Origin of the sequence: Wolbachia endosymbiont of Nasonia giraulti (assembly GCF_048054155.1) — a bacterium.
GTDB lineage: Bacteria > Pseudomonadota > Alphaproteobacteria > Rickettsiales > Anaplasmataceae > Wolbachia > Wolbachia pipientis_C.
This window is the reverse complement of sequence record NZ_JAFEVH010000056.1, coordinates 1-6,533: the sequence shown is the minus strand read 5'-3', so window position 1 is coordinate 6,533 and position 6,533 is coordinate 1. Positions and strand designations below refer to the sequence as shown.

At 35.1% G+C, this 6,533-nt stretch carries 8 protein-coding genes and 1 tRNA gene; 1 reads left to right on the top strand and 8 read right to left on the bottom strand.

Going from position 1 to position 6,533, the window contains the following annotated elements; all coding sequences use genetic code 11:
* Positions 1-232 precede the first annotated feature (232 nt).
* Positions 233-700, top strand: a complete 468-nt coding sequence (ruvX, locus tag JR312_RS05610; protein WP_010082183.1) for a Holliday junction resolvase RuvX — start codon at positions 233-235, stop codon at positions 698-700.
* A 44-nt stretch (positions 701-744) separates the two neighbouring features.
* Here ruvX and ruvC read toward each other — a convergent pair whose 3' ends face one another.
* From ruvC to rplU, 8 genes are all read right to left on the bottom strand, one after another.
* Positions 745-1,233 (bottom strand): crossover junction endodeoxyribonuclease RuvC, encoded by a 489-nt coding sequence (gene ruvC, locus JR312_RS05605; protein WP_151807779.1) that lies wholly within the window; start codon positions 1,231-1,233, stop codon positions 745-747.
* A complete protein-coding gene (locus JR312_RS05600) occupies positions 1,234-2,061 on the bottom strand; it encodes a cytochrome c oxidase subunit 3 (RefSeq protein WP_006279354.1) in 828 nt (275 codons plus the stop codon). It lies immediately after the preceding gene.
* 47 nt (positions 2,062-2,108) lie between these two features.
* Positions 2,109-2,768 (bottom strand): TenA family protein, encoded by a 660-nt coding sequence (locus JR312_RS05595; RefSeq protein ID WP_010962391.1) that lies wholly within the window; start codon positions 2,766-2,768, stop codon positions 2,109-2,111.
* 44 nt (positions 2,769-2,812) lie between these two features.
* Positions 2,813-3,496, bottom strand: coding sequence for a TenA family protein (locus JR312_RS05590; protein WP_151807780.1), 684 nt, complete (start codon positions 3,494-3,496; stop codon positions 2,813-2,815).
* A 126-nt stretch (positions 3,497-3,622) separates the two neighbouring features.
* Positions 3,623-4,795 carry a methionine adenosyltransferase gene (metK, locus tag JR312_RS05585; protein ID WP_151807781.1) on the bottom strand — a complete coding sequence of 391 codons (1,173 nt, stop codon included), beginning with the start codon at positions 4,793-4,795 and terminating at the stop codon, positions 3,623-3,625.
* A 57-nt stretch (positions 4,796-4,852) separates the two neighbouring features.
* Positions 4,853-4,929, bottom strand: a tRNA-Ile gene (locus JR312_RS05580).
* A 9-nt stretch (positions 4,930-4,938) separates the two neighbouring features.
* On the bottom strand, positions 4,939-5,208 hold the full coding sequence (gene rpmA, locus JR312_RS05575; RefSeq protein ID WP_010082252.1) for a 50S ribosomal protein L27: 270 nt from the start codon (positions 5,206-5,208) through the stop codon (positions 4,939-4,941).
* Positions 5,209-5,218: 10 nt separating this feature from the next.
* Positions 5,219-5,521, bottom strand: a complete 303-nt coding sequence (gene rplU / locus JR312_RS05570; RefSeq protein ID WP_006279565.1) for a 50S ribosomal protein L21 — start codon at positions 5,519-5,521, stop codon at positions 5,219-5,221.
* Between the last annotated feature and the right edge of the window lie 1,012 nt (positions 5,522-6,533).

Here is a 6,533-nt window from a genome sequence, read left to right as displayed (position 1 = left end):
TATAAAGTCTGGATTCCAGTGTCAAGCACTGGAATGACATCATAGGGGCACTGCCCTTTTGGATGGAAACCAGTGTCAGCTACTTAGATGATACCTTTTTTCTACTTAGTTTGGGTTATGCAAGAAGTCTATTGCATTCCTGAGCAATTTGATTCATTATTCTTTTTGTAAAAAATTTTCTTAACTTTCTCTCCACTTTTTTGGTAAGGTCACTTTAAAGGAAGTCTAATAGATGCTACATAGAAATCCAGATGAGTTTCTAAAGTCTATTCCAAAAGATAAGCGCATAATGTGCCTTGACATGGGAGAAAAGCAAATAGGCATAGCATTTAGCGATAAAACACAGCTCATAGCCACAGCTCATAGCATATATCACAGAAAAAATATGAGCAAAGATTTAGGTTATCTGCATAGAATATTCAAAGAAAATGAATCTGGATCAATGGTAATAGGACTACCATTAAAAATGGACGAGCAAGAAACTAAATGGTGTAAAACTATAATCCAATTCGCAAATAAAATAATAAAAAAATATAAAGTAAATATATACTTACAAGACGAAAGCTTCTCAACATCTATCGCAACTCATACACTAAAAATTACTGGAATATCAATCACAAAATCGAAAAAAATAGATGATAAAATCTCCGCATGTATTATTTTGCAACGAACGTTAGACAAGATAAATACAATCAAATAGTTTTTCCAGATCTGGAAATCTTCAAACTGAATCCCATATAAAAGTTACTCAACAAAACAAGAACCTTTCGTATAAGCATGACAAATTGCTACAGCAAGAGCGTCAGCAGCATGGTGGCATTTTATACTCAAATTTTTAACTATTTGCTTCACCATAAATATCATCTGATCCTTATCAGCATGGCCATTTCCGGTAATGCTTTTTTTTACATAGTTTGCATCATATTCATTCATAGTTAGCTTTGTTATTTTTAACGCTAAAATTACAACCCCTCTTGCATATCCTAAAGTTAGTGAAGATTTAGGATTTTTATTAACAAAAATTTTCTCCACCGCAGCTTCATTCGGAGAGTATAGGGAAATTACTTTCTTTAATTGTTCAAAAATTATATGTAGGCGTTCACCTGTACCCAATTTACCATCAGTTGATATGGTACCGCCGCCCAAAAATTCAATATTATTTTTTTCGTTCAGGCTGATAATGGCCCACCCAGTCTTGCTTATTCCTGGATCTAGACCTATTATTTTAACCACTTAATAAACGCTTAACCAATAGACAAACAAAAATAAAAATATCCAGACTACATCTACAAAGTGCCAATACCAGGAGGCAAACTCAAAGCACAAATGGTCCTGAAGTGTAAATTGGCCTTTCCGTGCTCTAAATAAACACACTGATAAAAATATTATTCCTATTATAACGTGTGCGCAGTGAAAACCGGTAATCATATAAAAATTGGATGTATAAATAAGCTTTTCTCCTGTTTCTTGTAGAGAAAAACTCGCTTCATGATACTCTATTGCTTGCACTATTATAAAAAAAACTCCAAGCAATATAGTTATGGACAGCATTTTAATCATGCTCTTTTTATCATTTTTAAGTAAAGAGTGATTTGCCCAAGTAATTGTTGTACCAGAAAGCAATAATATTAATGTATTCATGAATGGTAGTGACCATGGATCAGGTGGCAAAATTCCCTCAGGGGGCCATTCAACTTTTTTTGCAGGAGAAAACGCCTCAAATAAAAAAACTGGATCAAGCCAGGCTTTAAAGAATGAACAAAAGAACACTATAAAAAATACGACCTCCGAGAGAATAAACAAGTACATTGCAAATTTGAGTCCATGTTTTACAATGGCAGTGTGACATTTGTCATAAATGGCCTCCCTTATTACATCTCTCCACCAATAAAACAGCACCCCTGATACTGCGGAGATTCCCAAAACTAAACAAAACATTCCGACAATTTGTTTATGAAGCGCGCCAACTAATCCAAGTGCAAGAATAAGAATTGCTGCTGATACAGCAATTGGCCAAGGGCTTGGATCCACTAAATGAAAATCATGTTCTTTACTTTTCATAGCATTTTAAAAAATACTTATTAAGGATACAAATTAGCTTAAAATTGTCAATGTTCCTTAGGAAATTGATTGAATCTTGAAAAATTATATGCACCGTTCAAAAAATCTAACACAAATTGTGCAGTTATTCTAAACAACTCAAGCATTCTGCTCTTTTCGTTTTCTCTTGCTCTGCTGCAATATCCATCAACAATATTTTCCAAAATAATGCATCCAGACTTTACTGAATCACTGTAACAAAAATTAAACCAATCCCTATATCTATTATTTTTCTTGAATCTATTTTTCATGCTATCAACGACAGTCTCGTATATAAACATGCAAGAATACAAAACCGTCATAGCCTCATAGGTATTACTATGCGAGATGGATAAAAGAAAATTAGTGAAATTAAAACACTCAAGAGATTTCTTTTCGCGACTTATACCGTACATAGTAAAGTAGTAGTCATATAACATTCTATTAACAGTCACTACTCTTTGGGCTACTTCAGCAAGCGAGATAATACTACTATAATCTTCCATTTTGGATGCAGTAATTAAGGTGGTACGAATATAATCACCTAAGAACAACGTCTTTTGTTGAGCATAGAATTTGAAGTTCTCTATATTTAGGGTGTTATTCGCTAACTCAACATTAAAAGGATGCTCAATTATATCCTTTAAAAGATTTGACCCGTAACAGCTCCTAATTATGCCACTGAACACTGTAGTTACCGATAAAAGATCAAGTTAACGTAAATAATCCGCTGCTAATATTCTTTGCTAGATATATTAGAGTAATATGCCTCATCCCAAAACATTATTTCTAATTCCAGCCCTTTCTTAAAAAACTCATACATCCTCTTTTTTTCACAGTCACTAGCTTTTTTATATAGCTTATTTGTAATATCAGTAACCTCATCAATTACAGCATTTACTGTTTCGCTACTATAAATGTTGATCCACTCTTTGTATTTGTTATTTTTAACCCCTTTAGTTGTTATCTCATATACCATATGGCGTATAACGATTTGGTATATGTTAAAGCAAGAATAAGATGCTACTAAAGCTTCATTAACAGAATTGTGATATGCGGCACTCATGAAAAAGTCAGTAAAGGCAGAACAAGCTCTTGACTTTTTGTGATCATCAGATAGATCACAATCTTCAAAATATTTTTTATACTGTTCTCGAACATAAAATGCTCCTTGTGCCAAATTGATTAAACTACTCATCATTTCAATATCATCAACTCTAGCTGCAACAATTAAAAAAGCACGAGCGCAATCTATACAATACAGAAAATCCTGCTGAAGGTAGAATTTGAATTTTTCATAATCTAATGTATTATTTATCAATTCAACATTAAAAGGGTGTTCTTTTATTTTATCAATAAGATCAGAAAACTCTTTTACAATTACGTTGTACAGTTCTCCTTCTATTTCGTTATACACTTTATAAGCCTCACAATAAAAATTGAATATAAAAATTATTACTAATGTGGTATAATTATTATGAAAAAGCGTGCTATGCTTTAACAATAAGCTAGTATATAAATATGGGGCTGTAAATCAAAAATTTTAGCAATCTAAAGAAATTTTACTATTACCTTCTATATTGAATTCTCTACAAAGATCAGCAGATAAGTCCATGTTTTCCCAAGAAAATCCACCGTCCCTTTCCGACTGTTTACCAAAATGTCCATAACAGGCTGTACGTTTATATATAGGATGATTAAGCGATAAATGCTTGATTATGCCTTTTGTTGATAAATCTATATTATTCTCGATAAACTTTTTAATTACTCTTTCCTCTACCTTATTCGCACCAAATGTATCAATATAGAATGAAGTAGGTTTTGATACACCAATTGCATAAGAAAGCTGCACAAGACAACGTTCAGCCAAACCTGCAAAGACAATATTTTTAGCAAGATATCTTGCCATATAAGCCGCAGATCTATCAACTTTGGTTGCATCTTTTCCGGAAAACGCTCCTCCACCGTGTGGAATATAACCTCCATAAGTATCAACCATAATTTTTCGTCCGGTTAATCCACAATCACTAACCGGTCCACCAATAACAAATCTACCAGTTGGATTGACTAAGAGATTTTCCTCAGGACACATCCATCCTTCAGGTAAAGATGAAACTATGTAAGGGTAAATTATTTCTTTTACTTTTGATTGATCCAAATCCTCAGGGTGCTGTATTGAGACAATAATACTTTCAGCACGTACCGGGAGGTTATTCTCATATGCCAAAGTGATTTGTGACTTTGCATCTGGACCAAGTTTTGCTTCTTTAACTGCGCTCATGATATTTTTCAGAATCGAGTGTGCATAAAAAATGGGTGCCGGCATAAGGTTTTCTGTCTCTGTTGTTGCATAGCCATACATTATGCCCTGATCTCCAGCACCTTGATCCAACCCTATTGCAATGTCATTTGATTGCTCATGCAGCAATATATTTACTTTCACTTTTCTCCAGTGGAACCCATCGTGCTTGTAACCAATATCTTTTATTGTATTCCGTACAATACTTTCAATCCTGCTATTTTTGATGTTAGGCCCAAACACTTCCCCAGCTATAATAACGTTATCTTTGGTGACTAAAGTCTCTATTGCAGCTCGCGCAAAAGGATCAGTAAAAAGGTACTCATCAAGTATTGCATCTGAAATTTGATCTGCTACTTTATCTGGATGACCAGCCGCCACTGATTCACTGGTTACTAAATTTTTATATAAACTCATGTTTTTGCTTATACAATATCAAAACCGCTATAGAAAACACAGTTAGTAACTACTAAATGGTGGGTCTGGGAAGAGTTGAACCTCCGACCTCACGCTTATCAGGCGTGCGCTCTAACCACCTGAGCTACAGACCCCTGATTTATTCAAGCTGAAGCTTTCATATTATCTGTAGGCAAGATATCAATAAAAGTCTTTTTATTTGCTGATCTTCTAAAGCTGACCCAGCCTTCTATTTTAGCAAAAATCGTATGATCTTTACCTATACCAACATTCTTTCCAGGATGGAATTTTGTGCCTCTTTGGCGCACAATTATGTTACCAGGAATAACCTTCCCATTCTTCTTTATTCCTAACCTACGACCCGCTGAATCTCTACCATTACAGGAACTACCACCTGATTTTTTAGTTGCCATATCTTACCTCTTACTTTTGAAGACTAATTTCATTTATACGAAGAACAGTTATATACTGCCTATGACCAGTTTTCCTACGGTAATTTTTTCTTCTTTTCTTCTTAAAGATTATAATTTTTTCCCCCCTGCACTGCTCCAACACTTCAGCTTTAACAGTAGCATTAGATGAATAAGATAAGCCATTATTTGAAATACAAATCACCTTATTGATTTCCACCTCTTTTTTTTCTTCAGCTTCTAACTTCTCTACCTTTATTATACTACCTTCTTTTACTAAATATTGCTTTCCACCAGTCTCAATTACTGCAAACATGATAAATATAAATTATTGTTATTAACTTTAATCGTAAACGATGTCATATACGCTGTCAATATAAATAAAAAGCATGACTTAACGTTCTTTTTGAGCTACTAAAATACTTCTATCTGTTTTCATCTTTTATCTACCTTTTCTCAGACAGTAGACTTCTTGCATAACCTAAGCAGAAAAAAGGCAAATAGTTATTATAGCTCTAAATTTACCGACACCGTCATGCAAGTAGCCCCTTCTCCTGTCATCCGAGTAGCTTGACACTGGGATCTAGAAAAAAGGATGATGTCATTCCAGTCTGGAATCCAGGAAAAAGAATGGTGTCATGAAAGTAGCCTCCTTCTCCTGTCATCCCAGCGCCCAGAGGTGTCATCCAAGTAGCTGACACTGGGATCCAGGAAAGTTTGCTTGTAAACTAGCATAGAAAGTGGTTACAACATTTTCGATGAGATTATATGGAAAACTGGATCCCAGTGTCAGCTACTTGGATGACAAAAAAAGGAGCACTAGGATGACACCCTACTTAACCGTCATACCGCGATTCATTCGCGGTATCTCTTAACATAGATCCCTTACTTAACCGTCATACCTTAACATAGATCCCGCTAACAAGCAGCGGGATACTATCTACACCGTCATACCGCCGCGGTATCTCTTAACATAGATCCCTTACTTAACCGTCATACCTTAACATAGATCCCGCTAACGCGTAGCGGGATGACGAATTACTTCTACACCGTCATACCGCCGCGGTATCTCTTAACATAGATCCCTTACTTAACCGTCATACCTTAACATAGATCCCGCTAACACGTAGCGGGATACTATCTACACCGTCATACCGCCGCGGTATCTCTAGATCCCGCTGGGATGACGATTGTCGTTTAGCCATAAATATTAAGGAATTTACCAAATAAAAAAAAAGGCAAAAGAAGCCCTGAGGTTATTATCCGCTTTAAAATATTGGCGTTTTTTATGTTTTAAACGCTTGACAAGCGAGATTCAGCCGCTTTTA

Coding starts and splice junctions, on each gene's coding strand:
- ruvX (WP_010082183.1), top strand. CDS start 233: ATGCTACATAGAAATCCAGATGAGTTTCTAAAGTCTATTCCAAAAGAT.
- JR312_RS05600 (WP_006279354.1), bottom strand. CDS start 2,061: ATGAAAAGTAAAGAACATGATTTTCATTTAGTGGATCCAAGCCCTTGG.
- metK (WP_151807781.1), bottom strand. CDS start 4,795: ATGAGTTTATATAAAAATTTAGTAACCAGTGAATCAGTGGCGGCTGGT.
- rpmA (WP_010082252.1), bottom strand. CDS start 5,208: ATGGCAACTAAAAAATCAGGTGGTAGTTCCTGTAATGGTAGAGATTCA.
- rplU (WP_006279565.1), bottom strand. CDS start 5,521: ATGTTTGCAGTAATTGAGACTGGTGGAAAGCAATATTTAGTAAAAGAA.